Source organism: Microcystis sp. LE19-10.1B, assembly GCF_027530565.1.
GTDB lineage: Bacteria > Cyanobacteriota > Cyanobacteriia > Cyanobacteriales > Microcystaceae > Microcystis > Microcystis aeruginosa.
Genome location: NZ_JAPZQM010000107.1, coordinates 1 through 20,135, shown reverse-complemented (window position 1 = coordinate 20,135; position 20,135 = coordinate 1). Strand labels below are relative to the sequence as shown.

Here is a 20,135-nt window from a genome sequence, read left to right as displayed (position 1 = left end):
CTGGTGTCTTTAACGTGATGGCACCACTCCGATTCCATCCCGAACTCGGTTGTGAAACTTCACCGTGGCCAAGATACTTGTCGGGTTGCCGACCGGGACAATAGCTCGATGCCAGGATTATTCTTTCCTACCCCTCAATCCCACAAGATTGGGGGGTTTGGTTTTATCTAAGCTATGGTCTGAATTAACACAAAAGGTTGCACGATTAGTGTATTAAAAAGGTTATCGGGATGGGAATTCCAATCGCTTAATTGCTCTTGTGTCGGTTTTTCTAGTAGTTTTTCCCCGATCCAATTCTGCACTTGAGCAACCTGATCACCAGCGATCGCTTCTGCCACTTCGATTAAATTGAGGGAATCGGAAACTAGGATCAGCGCATCCCTTTGAGCATGGGGGATCAAGTCACTCCACTCCACTTCGGCTAATTCCTCTAATAACTGCTCGTGAATATTACCCATACTGTCAATCCTTGCGAAAAAGCTCGCTCAACAACGAATTAGCTCCTCTTTCTAGCATACAGGCAAAGGGAGAGCCGATTTCCCCATTTATAGTAATGTTAAGCTAAAATATAACGAATGTTCGATATTAAACTTATGCCTAAGATAGTAGATGTAGAACAATACCGAAAAGAACTCCTCTTAAAAAGTGCCGAACTCTTTGCCGAGAAAGGCTATGCTAACATGACGACGAGAGAATTAGCGCAAGGATTGGGAGTGTCCACGGGAACGCTGTACCACTACTTTCCCAGTAAAGCGGCACTTTTCGAGCAATTAGTCGAGGAGATGTGCCGAGAGGATGTTTTATTAGCTAAAGCCGAGATTGATCGAGGAAAAACCCTGACAGAAAAGCTAAAAATTCTCGGCAAATTTATGACTAATCGCGAGGATTACTGCATCAAACAATTATTCTTATGGATTGATTATTCTCAATACCAAGGACGAGAAGAACTGAGTCGTAGTCAACTTTTTGAGCGCGTTGATCGCCGCTATCATCAGGCAGTAATCGAGATTTTAGGTATTAGCGATCCGAGTGTAGCTTGGTTAGTTGTCAGCGTTATTAATGGACTGATATTAGAGCGCCTGTGGTGCAATGAACAGATTGCGATCGATGAACAAATGGAATTATTAGGTAAAATTATTACTACTTATTTGCAGAAAAACTGTTAACCCCCAACAATCACTTATTAACTAAAAAATTATGAACGGTAAAACTTTTGTAAAACCAAATCAAAAGTTAATGATCGGGTTAATAGTATTAGGCACAGGATTATTAGGAATAACCACCTTTTATAGTCTTTCCCAATTCGCCAGCAAACCCGAAACCAAAACCCCTGTAATTGCGTCGCCCGTACCGCAAAAAATCACCGCTTTAGGCAGAATTGAACCGAGGACAGAAATTATCAGCATATCTGCCCCGATGTTGCTTGATTCCGATCGAGTCATGCAATTATTAGTCGATGAAGGAGATAGCGTCAAAACGGGACAAATAATCGCCATTCTCGAAAGTCAGGAAAGATTAGAGGATAACCTGCGACAGGCACAAGAACAGGTGAAAGTAGCCGCAGCCAAACTAGAACAGGTGAAAGCTGGGGCAAAAGTCGGTGAAATCGATGCTAATGCCGCTAACGTGCGAAAAATCGAGGCACAATGGGTAGGGGATCAAGCAACCCAACGGACAACTATCCAAAGATTAACAGCGCAATTAGAAGGGGATAGGGCTGCCCAAAAAGCGACAATTGGCAAATTAGAAGCAGAATATCGCAATGCCAAAGCTGAATTTGATCGCTACGAAAAACTCTATCAAGAAGGGGCAATTTCCGCCTCTAGTTTTGATAGTAAAAGACTAAATTTAGAAACCAGTAATCAACAACTCACAGAAGCAAAAGTTACCCTAGAGAGGATTGAACGCACTGGTAAACAAGAGATAGAAGAAGCCAAGACTACCCTAGCCCGGATTGAATCCACTGGTCAACAGCAGATCAAAGAGGCCAGATCCACTTTAAATCAAGTCTCAGAAGTGCGGGGAGTCGATGTGCAGGCAGCCGAAGCGGAGGTAAATGCTGCCCTAGTTGCCGTTAAAAAAGCTCAAACCGAGTTAAATCAGGCTTATATTCGATCGCCAATTACCGGCAAAGTGATTAAAGTCAATACCCGTATCGGGGAACAAATCAGCGATCAAGGAATTGTTGACCTTGCTGAAACCGAGCGCATGGAAGTAATTGCCGAAATCTATCAAAGCGATATCGGGAAAATTCGCAAGGGACAAACTGCCACGATTACCGGATCGGCGTTTAAGGGCGAAGTTAGCGGAAAAGTGCGCTTAATTGCCTTAAAAGTTGACCAACAAAATATCTTCAGCAATCAACCGGGAGAAAACTTCGATCGCAAAGTGATCTCTGTCCGCATTGCCTTAGATCGCGAAAACAGTGAAAAAGTGGCAGGTTTAACCAATTCCCAAGTAACTGTAACTATCAATGAGTAGGTTTTCCATGAAACTAACCCATCTATTCAAAAAAACGCCCCTATCTTGGTTACAGGTGACGCGAGAGAAAACCCGTTTGATTGTAGCTATTGCCGGGATTGCCTTTGCTGACTTCTTAATCTTCACGCAGTTGGGGTTTCGGGATGCCTTATTTGATGCTTCCGTTAAACCCCATTATGTCCTCGATGCGGATTTAGTCCTGATTAATCCCCAATTCGACACCCTCTTTGCGGTGAAAAGTTTCTCACGCGATCGCTTGTACCAAGCTCAAAGAGTCGAGGGCATTCAATCTTTAGCCTCAGTTTATATTGCTTCGGCCCAGTGGCGCAATCCCGAAACTGCCCTAGAAAGAACTACTTTAGTCTTTGGTTTTGATCCCAGTCAACGGGTTTTTACCCTCCCGGAAGTTAATCAAAAATCCAGTGATCTGAAGATGTTAAATCGCGTCTTGTACGATCAGGCAGGAAGACCAGAATTCGGTCCAATTGCCGATTTACTCCAGAAAAACCCCGATTTGACAGTTCAGTTAAATAAAAAAGAGGTACAGGTAGCGGGAATTTTTACCCTTGGTGCCTCCTTTGCTGCCGATAGTAACGTCATTAGCAGTGATTCTACCTTTTTAAGGCTCTTTCCCGAACGTCAACCCCACGAAATCGATATAGGACTGGTGAAACTGCAACCAGGGGCAAATATCGAAGCAGTTAAGGGCAATTTACAGGCACTTTTCCCTAAAAATGAAGTAATAGTCCTTACTTTAGAAGAATTTGCTGAAAGGGAAAAAACCTATTGGGCTAATAGTACAGCCATTGGTTTTATCTTTGGTTTAGGTACAGTAGTGGGTTTTATCGTCGGTATCGTCATTGTCTATCAAATTCTCTATTCCGATGTCACCGATCACTTACCCGAATACGCTACCCTAAAAGCTATGGGTTACGGTGATTGGTATTTAGTCGGGGTTTTGATGCAAGAGGCTTTATTACTAGCGGTTTTGGGGTATATACCCGGGTTTATCGTCTCTCTCGGTGTTTATAATCTCGCTTCCTCCGCTACACTTTTACCCATAGTGATGACTACCGCTAGGGCGATCGAAGTTTTAATCCTGACAATTATTATGTGTATTGCCTCTGGAATTGTCGCTATGGGCAAATTAAGGACAGCAGATCCAGCCGATATTTTCTAAGCTATCAAGGGTGAAATAATGCCGATTTTTCAAAAAGAGCGAGAATTAGGGGATTTTAGCCCTAATGAACCCGTAATTGCCATTAAAGGCTTAAATCACTATTTTGGTACGGGGGAATTAAGAAAACAGGTTTTATACGATATCGATCTGGAAATTAAAGCGGGGGAAGTAGTAATTATGACCGGTCCTTCGGGATCGGGGAAAACTACTTTATTAAGTTTAATGGGAGGTTTGCGATCGACACAAGCGGGCAGTTTAAGAATTCTCGGCCAAGAAATGTTAGGAATTGGTAAGGGCAAAATGCTGAAAATTCGCCGACAAATTGGCTATATTTTTCAAGCACATAATTTACTAAAATTCCTCACAGCGAAACAAAACGTTAGGATGTCTTTGGAACTGCACGAGGAGTTTTTAGAACAAGATCTCGATCAAAAAGCGGCGGCAATTCTGGAGTCAGTCGGTTTAGGCAACCGCGTTGATTACTATCCCCATGATCTATCAGGGGGACAAAAACAACGGGTTGCGATCGCTCGCGCCCTCGTCAGTCATCCCAAATTAGTCCTCGCTGATGAACCGACCGCGGCCTTAGATAAACAATCCGGGCGCGATGTGGTGGAAATCATGCAGAAATTGGCAAAAGAACAAGGTTGCACGATTTTACTTGTCACCCACGATAACCGGATTCTCGACATCGCCGATCGCATTGTCAATATGGAGGATGGTCGTTTAGGCGATTAACTGCCCAAAAATTACTTGCCAAAAATCGGCCTTTCATGTTAGACTAAAATAATGTCATCTTGGAGAGGTGGCAGAGTGGTCGAATGCGGCAGATTGCTAATCTGTTGTACGAATCGTAAGACCGTACCGAGGGTTCGAATCCCTCCCTCTCCGTCTTCTTTCGGTATTTTCGATGACTGCTCGCCAGGATTATTTCTGCTCCGTATATGGTCCGGTTGCCTCTTGGCGCTTCGGCAGCTCTCTGGGCATTGATCCGATTGGTTTAGTTTCCACCTGTTCCTTTAACTGTGCCTACTGTCAGTTAGGAGAAATTGAGCAAAAAACCGAGCAGCGAAGAATTTTTATCACTAGCGAACAAATTAGCAGGGATTTAAGCACTTTTGCCCCTTGGGACGTGGATATAGTCACTCTCAGTGGTAGCGGGGAACCCACCCTCGCCCTCAATTTAGGGGAAATACTGGCCACCGTCAAGGAAATGACCAGGCGGCCGGTGGCGGTCTTAACCAATAGTACCCTTTTGGGAGATGCCCAAGTGCGTCAAGACTTGAGCAAAGCTGATATCGTCGCCGCTAAAATCGATGCTGTTTCCGAGTCCCAATGGCGACGGGTTAACCGTCCAGTCCCCGGCCTGGATTGGCAGAGTTGTTGGTCGGGATTAAGACAATTTCGCCAAGAATGGTCGGGAAAACTAGCAATTCAAACCATGGTGCTGTCCTCTTGGTCGCCCCAAGAGCAAGACCAGTATATCGATTTGATGCAACAGCTACAACCGGATGAAATTCAGCTTAACACCCCGACCCGTCCCCGGGCCAGACAAAGACAATTAGAAACCCGCGGTAATAATCCCCTCACCGCTGCCGACGGAATGCAAATTCTCAAACCCGTAAACGCTGAAATATTGGCAATTTGGGCGCAAAAAATGGCCACGGCCACGGGAATTACCGTACGCTGTGTGCCACTTACCGCCACAGGTCTCTAAGGCTTCGGCCGGGGTTTTTCTTCTTTCGGCTTCACATTAAAATAAGCCTCCATTACCTGACGTACCATAGGTGCGGCCACTTTACCACCACCACCGCCGGAATGTTCCGCAAAGGCGACCACGACAATTTCGGGCTTATCAAAAGGCGCGAAAGCTCCAAACCAAGCGTGGGACTTGCCTGGAGGTGCTTCTGCTGTGCCACTTTTGCCCGCTACAGGCGGTAAAGCGGGGTCTGATAGGGCCCGACCGGTTCCTTCCGCTACCACGGCTCTCAGGGACTTTCTCAGGGTGTCTAGGGTGCTAGGTTTCATGTTCAAAGACTTGCGCCATTCCTTAACATCCCGGGCATCCTGTAAAAGGTGCGGTTTCACCAAAAAACCGCCGTTAGCGGGGACAGCAAACATCACAGCTACCTGTAGGGGAGTCGCCAGGGTAAATCCTTGACCGATCGACATATTAATCGTATCCCCTACGGACCAATCCCAGTTTTTAAAATTACGCAGCTTCCAATCGCGATCGGCAATTAACCCCGGAGTTTCTTCCGCTAATTCTATCCCGGTTTTCTGACCGAAACCGTAGCGCCGAGCCATGGCAATTAAAGCCGGCCCCCCCACTCCGCGACCAATTTGACCGTGAAAAGTGTTACTACTCATGGCCATGGCCCGGACAAAACCGATCGGACCAAAACCGGCGTGATTCCATTCTCCAAAAGCTGTCCCCCCCACATAAAGGGCGGCAAAGGTATTTAAGACCGTATTGGGGGGAAATTTACCCGATTCCATGCCAGCAGTGGCAGTGACGACTTTAAAGGTGGAAGCGGGGGGGAATCCTTGGAGAGCGCGGTTAACAAACGGGTTGCCCTCCGCTTGTAGTTTTTTCCAAGTGGCGGTGGTAATTGGGGCCGAGAAAACATTGGGATCAAAACTAGGATAACTGACCATGGCCCGCACGGAACCATCCCGGGGATCGATCGCCACGATCGCACCTTTGCGTTTTCCTAAAGCGGCCTCGGCGGCTTTTTGGAGTTTTAAATCTAGTGTCAGGGTGACATCTTGCCCCGGTTTAGCAATTTTTTGGCCGAGAATTTGGATTACTTGTCCCGATCCGTTGACCTCTAACTGCATTCCCCCCCATTCTCCCCGCAATTTTGACTCGTAGGCGGCTTCTACACCCATTTTACCGACGACATCTCCCAATCGGTAGCCCTGGGGTCTTTTGGCTTTATATTCCTCTGGGGTTAGTTCCCCGGTATAACCGAGAATATGCGCCCCGATTTTACCATTGGGATAGTAACGCACTGATTCCACGTCCACTTCAATGCCGGTTAATTCGTCCTTGTATTCCTCTAGGGCGATAATTTGGGCTGGAGTTAAACCCCTAGCGATGCGGATCAGGGTGGAGGGGTTTTCGTCCGCTTCGTTAATGCGTTTTTCTAGGTCGCTTTTGGGAATGCCTAAAATACTGGCTAAACGGTCAAGATTGAGTTTTTGGGCGGGATTACGCTGGGATTTGGGCCAAATATAGGCCGCATGGGTTAAGCGGGCCGTGGCCAAAACTTTGCCATTGCGATCGAATAAGTTGCCCCGGACTGGGGGTTTGGGAATAATGCGAATCCGGTTATTTTCTGCCCTTTCTCGGTTAATTTGTCCTTGCTGCAGTTGTAAATAGGCCAAGCGCGAGCCGACTCCTCCTAGCAGGACAATGCTAATTAATCCCATAATTAGCCATGACTGACGCTGACGACCGACTAGACGCTCCTTATCTTTGATTTTATTCTGTAATTTATTCGGCGCTGGCCGCGTCGGCGAGGTGAGCGTTTTTTTCCGTTTCAGTTTGACTTTGGTTTTTGAGAGGAGTCCACTATTACGCATTTGCTTAAAGTTAAAAATTTAAAAGTTATTAGTCATCAGTTAGGGACTTGCGTGGGAATAATATCCCAGCCGGAAAATCGCTCTGTAGAAGAATTAGACCAGCCAGATGGCACATTATCAAAGCGCAAGTCCCTAACATCTCGAAGGCTCTCGCCCTACTTAGGGTGATCAGCAAACCTGATCGATCGGAGGGCGCAAGCTTTGCGCCCCTACAGTAACGGATTTTGTCCAGAATGTAGGGGCGAACTGCGTTCGCCCAAAAGGTACATTATCAAAGCGCAAGTCCCTTATCAGATTTGAGTTCTAAGTGAGTAGTTTTAAATAGCACTTTCCTGATGTCTTTTCACTGTTTACTGGACGGCTACGCCGTGCCTTTGGCAACACTGAAAAGGACGCAATACTAGGTGATTTAGCTCCTCTGTTTACTAAAGTTCAGGGTATCTGCAATATATCTTAACAAAATAGGTGTAAATACTGGGAGTGGAAGGAACCACTCCAGACACAGAGGACACAAAGATTGATCGCTTCTATAGTAAGTTAAAGAGAGCCTGGAAACTGGCGCATACATATAGTTAAAAGTTTGTCAAGTATTTCTTAACCCAATTTAACATTATCCCTGTTCAAAATGTAATCACACTGCGGATAGAATCCCCTTGGCGCATCAGGTCAAAGGCCTCGTTAATCCTTGCCAGAGGTAGAACGTGGGTGATTAAATCATCAATGTTAATCTTGCCCTCCATGTACCAATCGACTATTTTTGGTACATCTGTACGGCCTCTCGCTCCACCAAAAGCCGTACCTTTCCAGACGCGTCCGGTGACTAATTGAAAAGGACGGGTACTAATTTCTTGGCCGGCCCCAGCTACACCGATAATAGTGGCAACACCCCAACCTTTATGGCAACATTCCAAAGCTTGACGCATAATCTGGACATTGCCGATACACTCAAAACTATAATCGGCCCCACCCTTAGTTAAATCCACCAGATAGGCCACTAAATCCCCCTCGATTTCTTGGGGATTAACAAAATGAGTCATCCCGAATTTGGTCGCTAAAGCTTGTTTCTGGGGATTGATATCGACCCCGACAATCATATCGGCCCCCACCAAACGGGCCCCTTGAATAACGTTTAAACCGATACCTCCCAGACCAAAAACCACCACTTTTGCCCCCGGTTCCACTTTAGCGGTATTAATCACCGCACCGATACCTGTAGTGACTCCGCAGCCGATATAACAGACTTTTTCAAAGGGAGCATCGGGGCGAATCTTAGCTAGGGAAATCTCCGGCAGTACGGTATAGTTAGAAAAAGTCGAGGTTCCCATGTAGTGATAAAGCGGCTGACCATCGAGGGAAAAACGACTGGTTCCATCCGGCATTACTCCCCGACCTTGGGTAAGACGAATTGCTTGACAGAGATTGGTTTTAAAGCTGAGACAGTACTCGCACTGACGACATTCGGGAATGTATAGGGGAATAACATGATCCCCCACTTTTAGGCTAGTGACACCTTTTCCCACTTCTACCACGATTCCAGCCCCCTCATGGCCTAAAATTGAGGGAAATAAGCCTTCAGGATCGGCCCCAGAGAGAGTATAGGCATCGGTGTGACAAACTCCCGTGGCTTTGATTTCTACTAACACTTCCCCCGCTTGCGGTGCTGCTAATTGTACCGTTTCAATAGTTAGGGGTTTTCCCGCTTCTAGGGCAACTGCCGCTCGAACATCCATAGGCTAAAAGCAATAAGTTTTTCCCAGTATAATACCGTTAAACTGCTGAAGAGTTGTAATAGAACAATTCTCAACTTATCTCTATGTTAGTCCTCACCATCCGCGAAGAAGGAATTAACGATGGTGGCTTTACTGCTACTCTCAATTTTGATAGCGGTAACAGCTACCCAATTACGGTTACTGATCCCTTTACTAACCAAGAAGAAAAAGACCTAGAATGGTAAGCTAAACGGCTTTTACTTCGGATCACCGATATAGACTCCAAAAGGGTTATAGCTGTTGGATCATGCAGGTTAAGCGCCGTTTAGCTTACTTTGAGGAATGGTTAGTATTTCCGACGCTAGGGACGGATAAAGCGCAAAAAGCCGCCAACAGTGTCCAAAACTATGGCGAAAACCTATTTAAACAGGTTTTCCAGAGTAATTTAAATGCTTATGGGGAATATCGAGACTTGCGAAAGCAGTTAAGTCAACTGCAAATTATCATCGAAAGTCAGTCGCCAGAATTTCAAGCTTTACATTGGGAAGCGCTGAAAGATCCTGATTTACCGCGTCCTTTTTCTATAGATTGTATCATCTCCCGCCAGCGTCGAGGGGCTACAGTTGTCCCGGTGCAAATGGCCACTTATCCTACTATCAATCTTCTGGTGGTGATTGCGCGTCCTAATGAGGAATCTGATGTTAACTATCGCACGATTTCCCGTCCTTTGGTAGAACTGGTAAATAGTAGTGAAATACCTGTAAAAATTGATATATTGCGTCCCGGAACTTATGAATCACTAACCAGACATCTGGATGAGAAGGGAGAAGGATACTATCATGTTATTCATTTCGATGTTCATGGCGGATTAATGGAATATGAACAGTACCAAAGACAGGTTCACGGGGATTCTTGGCGCTATCAAAGGGGATGGGGACTGGAGGATTTAGCAGAATATGAGGGAGTAAAAGCTTTTCTGTTTCTGGAAGGAGAAGAAAAAGGTCAAGCAACTCCGGTAGAAGCGACGGAATTAGCGAATTTACTCACTGGGAAAAATATCCCTATTTGTATTCTCAATGCTTGTCAGTCAGCAAAGCAAATTTTCCAGGAATCAGAAGACTATCGGGAAACCAGTTTAGGAAGTCGTTTGATGACTGCGGGAATGCAAGCAGTGGTGGCGATGGGATATTCGGTGACGGTTTCTGCAGCTAAGTTGATGATGAAACCAATTTATCAGCAATTATTGAACGGAAAAGACCTAACGGAAGCGATGCGAAAAGGACGGTTAGAGTTATTCAATAATAAGCAACGCCGCGCCTATTATAATACGATAATAGATTTAGAAGATTGGTTATTACCGGTGATTTATTGTCGCGGTAAAATTAATCTCAATTTGCGTCCATTTACTCCAGAAGAGGAAGAAAAATACTGGGAACATATCGGCAATCAATATGTCTTTCCTTTACCAGAATACGGCTTTGTCGGCAGGGATTTAGAAATTCTCAAGATGGAAAAGGCGCTGCTGAAACATAATATCCTTTTACTCAAAGGAATGGGAGGGACAGGAAAAACTACTTTACTCAATTATCTACGAGAATGGTGGCAGAAAACCAACTGGGCGACCCATATTTTCTATTTTGGTTATGATAGAAAAGCTTGGACGTTAGAACAGATTGTCTATGAAATTGGTCAGGTAATTTATAATCGCTTTGAACAGGCGAGTTTCCAAGCGATGAACCTGAAAGCGCGAGTAAAGAAACTAGAGCAAAAACTCCGCAGTGAGGCGTATATTCTGATTTTAGATAATCTGGAGTCGGTGACGGGACAACCGTTAGCAATTCAGAATACTTTACCGGAGAATGAAAGGGAAGCAATCGCCGAATTTCTCAAGAATTTGGTCGGGGGAAAAACGAAGGTAATTTTGGGTTCTCGCAGTGAGGAAACTTGGCTGCAACGCAGGACTTTTAAGGAGAATATCTATCAGTTACAAGGATTAGACCAAGAGTCGAGAACTGAATTAGCGGAGAGAATCTTAGAACGTCAGGCGAAGAGTCGGAAAAATGCGATTAAAAAGGATGATTATTTTAAGCGCTTGATGAAGTTGTTGGCGGGATATCCGTTGGCGATGGAAGTGGTATTAGCGAATCTGAAGCGACAGTCACCGGAGGAGATTTGGCAAGGGTTACAGTTGGCGGAATTAGCTGATGTGGGGGATAAGGATAAGACTAATAATATCATCAAATGTGTGGAATATTCCCACAGTAATTTGTCGGAGGAGGCGCAGAAGTTGTTACTCTGTTTAGCGCCTTTTAGTGGGTTTATTCACAGGGATTTCATTCCTTTTTACAGTGAAGAATTACAAAAATTAGAACCTTTACAAGGCTATCAGTTTGACCAATTTGATGCAGCAATTGAAGAAGCGATTCATTGGGGACTGCTTTCGCCGATGAGTGAAGAATTGCCGAGTTTTTTGACTATTCAGCCCATTTTTCCCTACTTCTTGAAGACGAAGTTAAAGGAATTAGCACCAGAGACGCAAGCAGCAATTTGGGAGGGTTTTAAGAATCATTACCGAGACTTGGCAGGTTCTTATAATAACTTACTAGATTCCAAAAATCCGCAAGAGAAGCAGTTAGGGATATTGTTCTGTCGCTGGGAGTATGAAAATCTGTTTAATGCGTTGCAGATTTGTTTGGAGAAGCAGGAAGATATTTATATCTTCTTTTGCTTATATAATCATTTTGTTGTTACCAATGATGTTAGTAGCAGACTGAAACTATGCGAGAGTGTTTGTCAAGCTTGTCAAAGTTATCCTGAGCAGATTAAAACTGGGATAATCGGTAGTAACATTGTTGGTGCTTTGGGCAATCTCGCCATCGCCTATAAAGATACAAAAAACTATGAACAAGCGAAACAGACTTATCTAAAAGTCATTGAATTAACTCAAAATCTCCAAGGGGTGGACGAGCAACGAAAAGCCTATTCATTGGGAAATGCCTATCACAATTTGGGAGTCGTAGCGCAAGAATTGAGGGAATGGGAGCAAGCCCGAAGCTACTACCAGCAAGCTATTGAGATCTACATTGAATATGGCGATCGCTACTCCCAAGCCAGCACCCTGCACCAGTTGGGAATCGTAGCGCAACAATTGAGGGAATGGGAGCAAGCCCGAAGCTACTACCAGCAAGCTCTTGAGATCAAGATTGAATATGGGGATCGCTACGAGCAAGCCATCACCCTGAACAATTTGGGAATCTTAGCGCAAGACTTGAGGGAATGGGAGCAGGCGCGGCTCTACTACCAGCGGGCTCTCGAGATTTACATTGAATATGGGGATCGCATCTCCCAAGCCATAACCCTGAACAATTTGGGAATGGTAGCCGAAGGAGTTGGGGAATTGAGCCAAGCCAAAAGTTATTACCTGCAAGCCTTACAAATTTGGGCAGAATTTAACGATAGTTACAGTGTACAAACCTTTTCTTTGCCTCTTCTTGTTGCTCTTTATCAGCAAACGCAAGATGAGGAGATTTTCGTTGCTGCGGCTGATATTTTGGGGATTGGGGTTGAGGAGGTGCGGGGTTTGGTCTAACTCCCCCCTAATACTAAATCCGGCTTTAAAAAGAGAGGGTGATGAGGTGATGGGGTGATGGGGTGATGATCCTCCCTCACTCCCTCACGAACCTGGCTTGTTGTTGCGCTTCAGCGCTAACTATTTCGGGCTTGCTGAAAAAGTAAGGGCGAAGCATTCGGATAGGAAATCTACGGTTTCAGCGATAGGTTATTGCCCGAATGCTTCGCCCCTACAATGTTGTGATCTACGGATGAGGTGTAATAGCGAGAATGGTGATTTCCCCCGAATGAGGTCCATAGCACCAGAAAATTCGATAGGCTCCCGGTGTATTCTGTTGGGCGTAGGCTTCAAAAACCTTCTGTGTTGCATCATAAGGGTTATCGAGGGAATTAAATTCGTGGGTTTTTAGTCCCGGATGTCTTGGGTTTGTACTGAGGAGCTTGAGGGCTTTTGTTACCTGTTTGTAGAGACCCTCTTGTTTCGATGCTTTTGTCCTACCTTGAGCCAGGCGAGTCTTTTGAGCCTGTTCCGCTTCTGCTCGCAATTCAGATAGAGTATTTCGAGCTTCCTGTGTCTGTCGTAAAGAGAAATTCAATTACTCCTCGACTTCTTCAGGAATAGATTCAGCAAACTCAAGCATAGCGTCTAAATCGACGGGTTCTTCAGCTAAATTTCCCGTGCTGGCTTCCGCGAGCCCCCGTTTGAGCGACTCGCGGACACTAGGATTCTGAAATACCCATAGCTCTTGCTCTGGAATCGCAACCATGGGAACCAGGAGGAGTTCCCCGCTTGCATTCATCAGTATCCGATAGTGACGGTTGCTACATTGAGTCCCAAGGCTAATCCGCCCTCGAGCGTCAGCCTGAATATCTTCTTCGATGAGCGAAAAATTCTGATACTCCATGACATCTTCTCCTCTCTTCATACACTATACAATTTTAGACAAGTTACCCAATGTGGGCAATGGGGTTATGCCCATTTAGCTTCTCACTACCTAAAGAAAACAGGTTAAACTTGTTCGGGCTAGAGCCTTGACAACAAACCTAGTTTGTAGTCGAAGCTCTCTTCGCTAAATTCTCTCCCCTTTCCTTGTAGGAGAAAGGCCAGGGGAGAGGTCAATAATTAAGAACCCAATGCGATCACACTATCTGGTAAAGATCAAGTATAATAATAAATATAAAGACCAAATTATTCATCTACCGTTAACTTAATGAAAGCCAAATGAACTTATTAAAACAATCGGACATTCAAGAAAATCCCACAACACTTTACGAACAAGATCTTCAGTTGTGGATTGAGCAAACTATTCATCAATTACAGAATCGACAGTTTGAACAACTGGATATAGAAAACTTAATTGAGGAGTTAAAAGATTTGGGTAAGTCAGAGAAACGCGCCTTAGAGAGCAACTTAATGGTCTTGTTGATTCACTTACTCAAATTAAAGATACAGCATGATGCTCCTGAGACAATGAAAGCAAGTTGGTATAACTCAGTAGATGAGCATCGCCAGCGCGTTCAAGATGATTTACTTAAGACTCCCTCTCTTAAATCTTATCTCTTAATCTCCATCACACAAGCCTATTCCAGCGCTCGTAAAGTCGCCATCAAACAGGGTAAACGCGCTCAATTTGGTATTCGTATTCCCCAAGAAAGTGAGTATCCCCTCGCTTGTCCTTTCACACCTGAACAGATTCTAAATGAGGACTTTTACGGGTAAAAACGAAGGTAAACATTATCGATAATAAAACCATGAAACCAGAATATGACCTTGCCAACATGAAAAATCGCCCGAATGACCTAACCCCCCTTCCCTGCGAAATAAGGGGGGAATAACGAACCAGGTTTGTAGTTGCGATCCCTTCGCTAAACTATGATTGACTTTGAAGTTTTTCTAACTCTTTAGTAGCTTGTTGCCAATAGGCTAATTCTTCCTTTATTTTCATATTTTTAATGTCTTCATAGATTTTTTCGCTACTCAACCGTTTCATTTCCACACAATCAAATTGCTTAACCTTCATAATTAATAACCTCCAGAGGTGAATAAATATCTAGGGTCTGCTGAAAAAGTTTTTCCTAGGGGCAGGGTGTAGGGTGTGGGGTCTGGGGTGTGGGGTTTTACCGATTTTGAGGGGGTCAATTACCTAATTTTCAGGGAAAAAGTCCCTGAATTTCCCCCTGATCACTCCCATATCTGGTACTTTTTGAGGGGAAAAAAGTCCAAAAGTCTTATCCAACCAGGTTTTTAGATTTATTCAGAAAGCCCTACTTAACTGATAACTGAGAACTGATAACTGATAACTGATAACTGAAAAAGAATCGGGTAGGTTTATATAAACCCGCCCGATTTTGCTTTAATTTAATTTGATTTGGTTGGGTTTAAACCGATACTAAACCACCAGCGGCCTGGTATCTAGCGCGAGCTTTGCGCCATGATTGTTGCGCTTGGATAGTTTTGCGACGGTCATCCCCTTTACTGACTTCATCGAGACGGGTTTGGGCCTGTTCGTATTCGGCGCGAGCTTTTTCTTTATCGATTTTTGAGCCTAATTCCGCCCCATTAACGAGGACTTTGATCTCATTATTTTCGACTTCGGCAAAACCGCCCAAAACCGCGATATTTTCCCAGTCTTTCCCCGGTCGAATTCGCATTACGCCAATATTCAGGGCAGTTAATAAAGGAGCGTGACCGCTAAGAATACCTAATTGTCCCGTGGAACTGGGTAGGATTACTTCTTCAGCCACGTTATCCCAGACAATGCGATCGGGTGTAATAACCCGTACTGTAATGCTCATTGGTGATAATAACGATAATTTTGGCAGATTTCTGGGTTTAGTAACCGCGTTTAGCGGTTACTACTGACTTTTAATTAGCCTTTTTTGAGTTTTGCGCCTTTAGCGATCGCTTCATCGATATTGCCGACCATATAGAACGCTTGTTCGGGTAAGCTATCGAGTTCACCTTTGAGGATCATCTGGAAGCCTTTGATCGTATCAGCGAGAGTAACGTATTTACCTGGAGAACCGGTGAACACTTCCGCCACGAAGAAAGGTTGCGAGAGGAAACGCTCAATTTTGCGAGCGCGGTCAACGGTGAGACGATCTTCTTCCGACAATTCGTCTAAACCGAGAATAGCGATGATGTCCTGTAACTCTTTATAGCGTTGCAGGGTAGATTGGACGGCGCGAGCGGTGCCGTAGTGTTCATCACCGACGATATCAGCTTGGAGCATGGTGCTGGTGGAACCGAGGGGATCTACCGCCGGATAGATACCTTTGGAAGCCAGACCCCGGGATAGTACTGTTGTTCCGTCCAAGTGAGCGAAGGTAGTAGCGGGAGCGGGGTCAGTCAAGTCATCCGCGGGTACATAGACCGCTTGGATGGAAGTGATCGATCCTTCTTTGGTGGAGGTAATCCGCTCTTGCAGGTCGCCTACGTCAGTACCGAGGGTGGGTTGGTATCCTACCGCAGAAGGCATCCGACCGAGGAGCGCCGATACTTCCGAACCGGCTTGCACGAAACGGAAGATATTATCAATAAATAAGAGTACGTCTTGCTTGTTGACATCGCGGAAGTATTCGGCCATGGTCAAAGCGGAGAGACCGACGCGCATTCTCGCTCCGGGGGGTTCGTTCATCTGACCGTAAACGAGGGCGATTTTCGATTCTTCGGGGTTATCAGCGTTGATTACCTTCGATTCGATCATCTCGTTGTAGAGGTCGTTTCCTTCGCGGGTTCTTTCACCCACACCGCCAAAAACCGAGACACCACCGTGTTGAATGGCGATATTGTTGATTAATTCCATCATAATGACGGTTTTGCCCACACCAGCACCCCCGAAGAGGCCGATTTTGCCCCCTTGACGGTAGGGGGTGAGCAGGTCAATCACCTTGATACCGGTTTCAAAAACCGTCGGTGTTACTTCAAGATCGACTAATTTGGGAGCGGGACGGTGAATAGGAGAGGTTTCGGTGACGTTAACCGGTCCTTTTTCGTCCACGGGTTCACCAAGAACGTTAAAAATCCGACCGAGGGTGCATTTACCCACGGGAACGCTAATCGCCGCGCCGGTGTCCACGATATCCATACCGCGCACTAAACCATCGGTGGTACTCATGGCAACGGCCCGCACTTGGTTATCACCGAGTAACTGTTGCACTTCACAAGTAACCGATAGATTTTGACCGGCGGAGTTAGTTCCTTTTACGGTTAAGGCATTATAAATACGGGGCAGTTTGCCACTGGGAAATTCGGCATCGATGACAGGACCGATGATCTGGACGATTTTACCAACGTTAGTTTCTGTTGTCGCTACCATTGTTTATGTCTACTCTGGGTTTTAGCTGATAACTCCCACAAGGGGAAAGTCTTAATTTTTTGTAAAATTAGCCAATACACAGCTTATCACGCTAGGGGATCAGATCAGTTATTTTCGCTATCAGCCCTCAGCAGTCGGTCGTCAGGAGACTCGGAGACGGGAGATTATTTTATTTGTTCCCCCCACTTCCCGCTTCCCGCTCCCTGCTCCCTGCTTAACAAACACAGGGGTTTGCCTTTAATTGAACGTTACCTCATGTCTCAAGGAGAAGATGGCCACAGTGTCGAGGGTTTAATTGCTCAAGATATAGGTTGGGATTTTTAAGGGGAAACTCTCTTTTAAAATTGGGGTTAACCACAGAAACCAAAAACCTACCTAAAGCTTTTTAAAGCTACTCATTTCTGTAGCTAGATAGCTAAAATAAGTAACTTTGGCCACCGATAGATTTTAAGAACGTTATCAGGTATAATCAAGATATGAAGCTAGTTGAACGTCATATTATCAGTCAAAACCATCCCTTATGGTCAGAAATCGACCATTATGCCTTCTTGTCAAAAAATTTGTTCAATCTAGCTAACTACCATTATCGCCAATATTTCTTTGAAAACTCCCAAAAACTGAGTTTTAATCAACTCTATCATCTGGTATCTAAAACCTCAGATTATTTAGCTTTACCCACGAAACCGAAGCACGCAGATAATCAGAAGATTAGATCAGGCTTGGATTAGTTATTTTGCCGCTTTTAGAGCTTGGAAAAAACACCCTGAAAAATTTTTAGGAAAACCTAAAATTATTAAGTATAAGGACAAAACCAAAGGAAGAAACCTACTAATATATTCTCAGGAATCAATTTATAAAAAACCTTTAAAAGAAGGAATTTGTCACTTGTCTATGAGCGACGTAAAATTGACCACTTCCCGAAGAGAAATAATTGAAGTGAGAATTGTCCCCAAAAGTAGCTGTTATGTCATTGAAATAGTCTATGAAAGACGGTCGGAAACCACAGATAAACAAGAGATAGCTGGGATAGATTTAGGAGTTAATAACTTAATGGCTGTAACTACAAATCAAACAGGTGTAGCACCTCTTTTGGTAAATGGCAGACCGTTAAAAGCAATTAACACCTTCTACAACAAACAACGTTCCCGCTTACAATCTCAACTGAAAACCAGAAATAATCAACCCTCATCTAAGAGATTGATATTCCTAACCCATAAACGAAACTGTCGAGTAGAAAATTATCTACACACAGCCAGTAAAAGAGTAATAGATTGGTGTATTATTCATCAAATAGGGACATTAATAATTGGGCATAATGAGCGGATAAAACAATGTCTTAATCTAGGAAAAAGGAATAATCAACAATTTGTTAATATTCCCCATTATAGATTAATAGAAATGTTAACCTACAAAGCTCAATTAAAAGGAATAAAAGTCATAATAACTGAAGAATCCTATACCTCACAATCCAGTGCTTTAGATAGGGATGAGTTACCTAAATATGGTGAAGAAAAACCATTATTTAAGGGAAAAAGGTTAGCTAGGGGACTGTATAAAATGGGAACAAATCAGTTGTTAAATGCCGATGTCAATGGGTCATTTAACATCATTAGAAAAGTAATTCCTGATGTCATTGACCAGGGAATAAAGGGTTTGCCGTTTAATCCTGTAGTGCTTGACCCACTACGAATGACTAAGCTTTCAGGCTTTTAAGTAAGTTTGAGTAAGTTTAGTTGAGCGGTTTACTTTTGATTTTATTACCCAATCCAGGCTTTTGGGGGGTTGGGGGAAGTCACTGAGTCTCAAATTAAATTAATCAAGGTTGAACAAATGCCAGAAAAAGCGACATTTTTTAAGGGATTACAGATACCAAAATATCATTTTAATTTCTATAAGTCATACAAAAATTTAGGTTAAGATGACCTCCGAGGATGAATTAATATAATTTTTGACGCTTTCTAGTAAAAGTTGATACAAAAAATGAGGTGTTTTTTGATTGGCTAATTCCAGACTATTCTGATAAATTTTAACAGCAGATTCATCATTAATCATTCGATAGTGAATGATTTTTGTCCATTCTGGTGCAGTTATCATTAATTGAGGAATCACTTCAATAAAAGCTTGTATTTGTTGTTGGGTTTCAAAATCTTCTAAAAAATGCAATAAACTAAACATAATTTCAGGATGTTCACAGTTATCATCTAGGATAAGATGTAAGTCTTTTAAATGTTTATCATCAGGATATTTGGCAAGTTTTTCTAATGTTTCCTCAAATAAGTTAATTTCTTGGGGTGTTTTCATTAAGCGATTCTCTTGTAGGATTTTTATTAAATTCATGGGGTTGTTGCTCCTTAATCAAAAAAGGTTGACCAGGTAGTTTTATTAAGTTGAATGAGTTCTTGTAATCCCTTTCTAATATCTGCATTATATAATCCTTGACCTAGATAAATTGAGCGAATATCCCAAACTTCTTGTGCTAAGGTTTGTCGAGGGGAAAGGGTTAAGTCTGGACTTTTACCATAAGATAAGGTTTGACGATGACGACCTCCTTTTCCGGGGGATAAGTGTTCCATCATGATAGCAATTCCTTGATTAGTTGTGTAACCTTTGATTTTCGCTTTCATATACGCATTGGATGGTAGATGATGAGGGGTTAAGTGATCTCCTCTACTACCTAATTTTAACAAGTCGCCGTATGTCCCGACTTTTCCTTCTCCTGTCAGTAGTTTAAATTGAGTGATGTTGTCTCCTTATGATTATTTTAGGCCATAGGTTTATCATAGGTGAATAAAAATCTTATCGCTCTTCTATCTCGGAAAATCCCTGTCAACACATAAGTGCTGAAACTCTTATTTTATAAGCGAGCGCTCGCCTATTTTCTAACAACAACTCGAAAATTTAGTTTCTGTTAGTTATTGATCACCCGAAAGCTTGCCCCGAAAGAAAGCTAGAATTTAGACACGATCAGAGCTTTTTCCTGATAATTAAGCTTTAATGACCCATTTTCCGGCTCTTCGGGAATTGTTATGCAAATAATTAACTTAAAATAAAATTCGATGAGAGCGCCTACGCTCAAAAGTAGCTGAAATCCATACAGGGAAGGACTTAAGGCATCAACAGGTTAATACCAAAAGATAGACAATCGAGTTAAGATTTGATATAATAGTCAAAAACCCGAGTATTTTACTTATGATACTTGACAAATTTTTGAACCTACAAGGAACCTGTATTCAAGGCTATCTACACCTAGAAAATATCGGTATAGTTTGCCGAATCGAATCGAAAAAT

At 43.6% G+C, this 20,135-nt stretch carries 18 protein-coding genes, 1 tRNA gene, 1 rRNA gene and 1 pseudogene; 11 read left to right on the top strand and 10 right to left on the bottom strand.

Annotated features, from left to right (window positions below; translation table 11 throughout):
• Positions 1-117, top strand: a 5S ribosomal RNA gene (gene rrf / locus O9332_RS03665).
• A 50-nt stretch (positions 118-167) separates the two neighbouring features.
• Here rrf and O9332_RS03660 read toward each other — a convergent pair.
• Entirely contained in the window at positions 168-458 is a 291-nt protein-coding gene (locus O9332_RS03660) for a DUF2288 domain-containing protein (protein WP_002745388.1), read from the bottom strand.
• Positions 459-593: 135 nt separating this feature from the next.
• Between O9332_RS03660 and O9332_RS03655 the strand changes: the two genes are divergently transcribed.
• The 6 genes from O9332_RS03655 (at position 594) to O9332_RS03630 (ending at position 5,378) form a co-directional block, all read left to right on the top strand.
• Entirely contained in the window at positions 594-1,166 is a 573-nt protein-coding gene (locus tag O9332_RS03655; RefSeq protein ID WP_288023666.1) for a TetR/AcrR family transcriptional regulator, read from the top strand.
• 31 nt (positions 1,167-1,197) lie between these two features.
• Positions 1,198-2,481, top strand: a complete 1,284-nt coding sequence (locus O9332_RS03650; RefSeq protein ID WP_288023665.1) for an HlyD family efflux transporter periplasmic adaptor subunit — start codon at positions 1,198-1,200, stop codon at positions 2,479-2,481.
• 7 nt (positions 2,482-2,488) lie between these two features.
• Entirely contained in the window at positions 2,489-3,661 is a 1,173-nt protein-coding gene (gene devC / locus O9332_RS03645) for an ABC transporter permease DevC (protein ID WP_004266841.1), read from the top strand.
• Between the two features lie 18 nt (positions 3,662-3,679).
• A complete protein-coding gene (locus tag O9332_RS03640) occupies positions 3,680-4,399 on the top strand; it encodes a DevA family ABC transporter ATP-binding protein (RefSeq protein WP_004266840.1) in 720 nt (239 codons plus the stop codon).
• Positions 4,400-4,460: 61 nt separating this feature from the next.
• Positions 4,461-4,552 (top strand) — tRNA-Ser (locus O9332_RS03635).
• A 19-nt stretch (positions 4,553-4,571) separates the two neighbouring features.
• Positions 4,572-5,378: a radical SAM protein gene (locus tag O9332_RS03630; protein ID WP_288023663.1), complete on the top strand. Its 807-nt coding sequence runs from the start codon at positions 4,572-4,574 to the stop codon at positions 5,376-5,378.
• Here O9332_RS03630 and mrdA read toward each other — a convergent pair.
• Entirely contained in the window at positions 5,375-7,249 is a 1,875-nt protein-coding gene (gene mrdA, locus O9332_RS03625; RefSeq protein WP_288023662.1) for a penicillin-binding protein 2, read from the bottom strand. The two genes, O9332_RS03630 and mrdA, sit on opposite strands and share 4 nt — an antisense overlap.
• A 620-nt stretch (positions 7,250-7,869) precedes the next feature.
• Positions 7,870-8,979, bottom strand: coding sequence for an S-(hydroxymethyl)glutathione dehydrogenase/class III alcohol dehydrogenase (locus O9332_RS03620; RefSeq protein ID WP_288023660.1), 1,110 nt, complete (start codon positions 8,977-8,979; stop codon positions 7,870-7,872).
• Between the two features lie 83 nt (positions 8,980-9,062).
• Between O9332_RS03620 and O9332_RS28295 the strand changes: the two genes are divergently transcribed.
• Together O9332_RS28295 and O9332_RS03615 are read left to right on the top strand one after the other, a co-directional pair.
• Positions 9,063-9,203 (top strand): hypothetical protein, encoded by a 141-nt coding sequence (locus O9332_RS28295; RefSeq protein ID WP_502846636.1) that lies wholly within the window; start codon positions 9,063-9,065, stop codon positions 9,201-9,203.
• Positions 9,204-9,265: 62 nt separating this feature from the next.
• Positions 9,266-12,547, top strand: coding sequence for a CHAT domain-containing tetratricopeptide repeat protein (locus O9332_RS03615; RefSeq protein WP_502846635.1), 3,282 nt, complete (start codon positions 9,266-9,268; stop codon positions 12,545-12,547).
• Positions 12,548-12,773: 226 nt separating this feature from the next.
• Here the strand turns inward: O9332_RS03615 and O9332_RS03610 are convergent, their stop codons facing one another.
• A complete protein-coding gene (locus tag O9332_RS03610; RefSeq protein WP_004268952.1) occupies positions 12,774-13,124 on the bottom strand; it encodes a hypothetical protein in 351 nt (116 codons plus the stop codon).
• Positions 13,125-13,433 carry a hypothetical protein gene (locus tag O9332_RS03605; RefSeq protein ID WP_004266833.1) on the bottom strand — a complete coding sequence of 103 codons (309 nt, stop codon included), beginning with the start codon at positions 13,431-13,433 and terminating at the stop codon, positions 13,125-13,127.
• A 317-nt stretch (positions 13,434-13,750) separates the two neighbouring features.
• Between O9332_RS03605 and O9332_RS03600 the strand changes: the two genes are divergently transcribed.
• Positions 13,751-14,248: a DUF29 domain-containing protein gene (locus O9332_RS03600; protein ID WP_002798842.1), complete on the top strand. Its 498-nt coding sequence runs from the start codon at positions 13,751-13,753 to the stop codon at positions 14,246-14,248.
• A 151-nt stretch (positions 14,249-14,399) separates the two neighbouring features.
• Here O9332_RS03600 and O9332_RS03595 read toward each other — a convergent pair whose 3' ends face one another.
• The 3 genes from O9332_RS03595 to atpD form a co-directional block, all read right to left on the bottom strand.
• The gene (locus O9332_RS03595) at positions 14,400-14,549 is read right to left on the bottom strand and encodes a hypothetical protein (RefSeq protein ID WP_287972030.1); all 150 of its coding nucleotides are present in this window, start codon (positions 14,547-14,549) and stop codon (positions 14,400-14,402) included.
• A 358-nt stretch (positions 14,550-14,907) separates the two neighbouring features.
• A complete protein-coding gene (atpC, locus tag O9332_RS03590) occupies positions 14,908-15,324 on the bottom strand; it encodes an ATP synthase F1 subunit epsilon (RefSeq protein WP_002760449.1) in 417 nt (138 codons plus the stop codon).
• A 74-nt stretch (positions 15,325-15,398) separates the two neighbouring features.
• A complete protein-coding gene (atpD, locus tag O9332_RS03585) occupies positions 15,399-16,847 on the bottom strand; it encodes a F0F1 ATP synthase subunit beta (RefSeq protein WP_002760447.1) in 1,449 nt (482 codons plus the stop codon).
• 476 nt (positions 16,848-17,323) lie between these two features.
• On the opposite strand from atpD, the pseudogene O9332_RS03580 reads away from it, so the two are divergent.
• A pseudogene (locus O9332_RS03580) lies at positions 17,324-18,560 on the top strand (RNA-guided endonuclease InsQ/TnpB family protein).
• 195 nt (positions 18,561-18,755) lie between these two features.
• Here O9332_RS03580 and O9332_RS03575 read toward each other — a convergent pair.
• The gene (locus O9332_RS03575) at positions 18,756-19,184 is read right to left on the bottom strand and encodes an Imm30 family immunity protein (RefSeq protein ID WP_002760443.1); all 429 of its coding nucleotides are present in this window, start codon (positions 19,182-19,184) and stop codon (positions 18,756-18,758) included.
• Positions 19,185-19,198: 14 nt separating this feature from the next.
• Positions 19,199-19,471, bottom strand: coding sequence for a hypothetical protein (locus O9332_RS03570; RefSeq protein ID WP_002760442.1), 273 nt, complete (start codon positions 19,469-19,471; stop codon positions 19,199-19,201).
• Positions 19,472-20,135: the final 664 nt, after the last annotated feature.

Excerpts from the sequence above, each read along its gene's own strand:
- devC (WP_004266841.1), top strand. The coding sequence starts at position 2,489 with ATGAAACTAACCCATCTATTCAAAAAAACGCCCCTATCTTGGTTACAG.
- mrdA (WP_288023662.1), bottom strand. The coding sequence starts at position 7,249 with ATGCGTAATAGTGGACTCCTCTCAAAAACCAAAGTCAAACTGAAACGG.
- O9332_RS03605 (WP_004266833.1), bottom strand. The coding sequence starts at position 13,433 with ATGGAGTATCAGAATTTTTCGCTCATCGAAGAAGATATTCAGGCTGAC.
- O9332_RS03570 (WP_002760442.1), bottom strand. The coding sequence starts at position 19,471 with ATGAAAGCGAAAATCAAAGGTTACACAACTAATCAAGGAATTGCTATC.
- O9332_RS03595 (WP_287972030.1), bottom strand. The coding sequence starts at position 14,549 with ATGAAGGTTAAGCAATTTGATTGTGTGGAAATGAAACGGTTGAGTAGC.
- O9332_RS03660 (WP_002745388.1), bottom strand. The coding sequence starts at position 458 with ATGGGTAATATTCACGAGCAGTTATTAGAGGAATTAGCCGAAGTGGAG.
- O9332_RS03655 (WP_288023666.1), top strand. The coding sequence starts at position 594 with ATGCCTAAGATAGTAGATGTAGAACAATACCGAAAAGAACTCCTCTTA.
- O9332_RS28295 (WP_502846636.1), top strand. The coding sequence starts at position 9,063 with ATGTTAGTCCTCACCATCCGCGAAGAAGGAATTAACGATGGTGGCTTT.
- atpC (WP_002760449.1), bottom strand. The coding sequence starts at position 15,324 with ATGAGCATTACAGTACGGGTTATTACACCCGATCGCATTGTCTGGGAT.
- O9332_RS03620 (WP_288023660.1), bottom strand. The coding sequence starts at position 8,979 with ATGGATGTTCGAGCGGCAGTTGCCCTAGAAGCGGGAAAACCCCTAACT.
- O9332_RS03650 (WP_288023665.1), top strand. The coding sequence starts at position 1,198 with ATGAACGGTAAAACTTTTGTAAAACCAAATCAAAAGTTAATGATCGGG.
- O9332_RS03575 (WP_002760443.1), bottom strand. The coding sequence starts at position 19,184 with ATGAATTTAATAAAAATCCTACAAGAGAATCGCTTAATGAAAACACCC.
- O9332_RS03640 (WP_004266840.1), top strand. The coding sequence starts at position 3,680 with ATGCCGATTTTTCAAAAAGAGCGAGAATTAGGGGATTTTAGCCCTAAT.
- O9332_RS03630 (WP_288023663.1), top strand. The coding sequence starts at position 4,572 with ATGACTGCTCGCCAGGATTATTTCTGCTCCGTATATGGTCCGGTTGCC.
- atpD (WP_002760447.1), bottom strand. The coding sequence starts at position 16,847 with ATGGTAGCGACAACAGAAACTAACGTTGGTAAAATCGTCCAGATCATC.
- O9332_RS03600 (WP_002798842.1), top strand. The coding sequence starts at position 13,751 with ATGAACTTATTAAAACAATCGGACATTCAAGAAAATCCCACAACACTT.
- O9332_RS03615 (WP_502846635.1), top strand. The coding sequence starts at position 9,266 with ATGCAGGTTAAGCGCCGTTTAGCTTACTTTGAGGAATGGTTAGTATTT.